Source organism: Acinetobacter haemolyticus, from assembly GCF_900406815.1.
Lineage (GTDB): Bacteria > Pseudomonadota > Gammaproteobacteria > Pseudomonadales > Moraxellaceae > Acinetobacter > Acinetobacter haemolyticus_A.
Map to the genome: position 1 here is coordinate 1 of NZ_OVCN01000059.1, position 390 is coordinate 390.

General features: G+C 66.9%; 1 protein-coding gene. It reads left to right on the plus strand.

The genetic code is table 11. From position 1 onward, the window contains the following. Window positions 1-390: DNA gyrase subunit A (locus DK207_RS15660; RefSeq protein ID WP_323480958.1), on the plus strand; the 390-nt coding region annotated here is incomplete at both ends.

Consider the following 390-nt stretch of genomic DNA (forward strand, 5'->3'; position numbering starts at 1 on the left):
GATCCACATCATCCGCACCGAGGACCAGCCCAAGGCGGTGCTGATGGAGCGCTTCGAACTCAGCGAGGTGCAGGCCGACTACATCCTCGACACCCGCCTGCGCCAGTTGGCGCGCCTGGAAGAGATGAAGATCCGCGGCGAGCAGGAAGAGTTGCTGAAGGAGCAGAAGCGCCTGCAGACCCTGCTCGGCAGCGAGGCCAAGCTGAAGAAGCTGCGCCGGGAGGAGCGGATCAAGCACGCCGACACCGACGGCGCCGACCGCCGTTCGCCGATCGTCGCCCGCGCCGAGGCCCGCGCGCTGTCGGAAACCGAGCTGATGCCCACCGAACCGGTGACCGTGGTGCTTTCGGAAAAAGGCTGGGTGCGGTGCGCCAAGGGCCACGACATCGA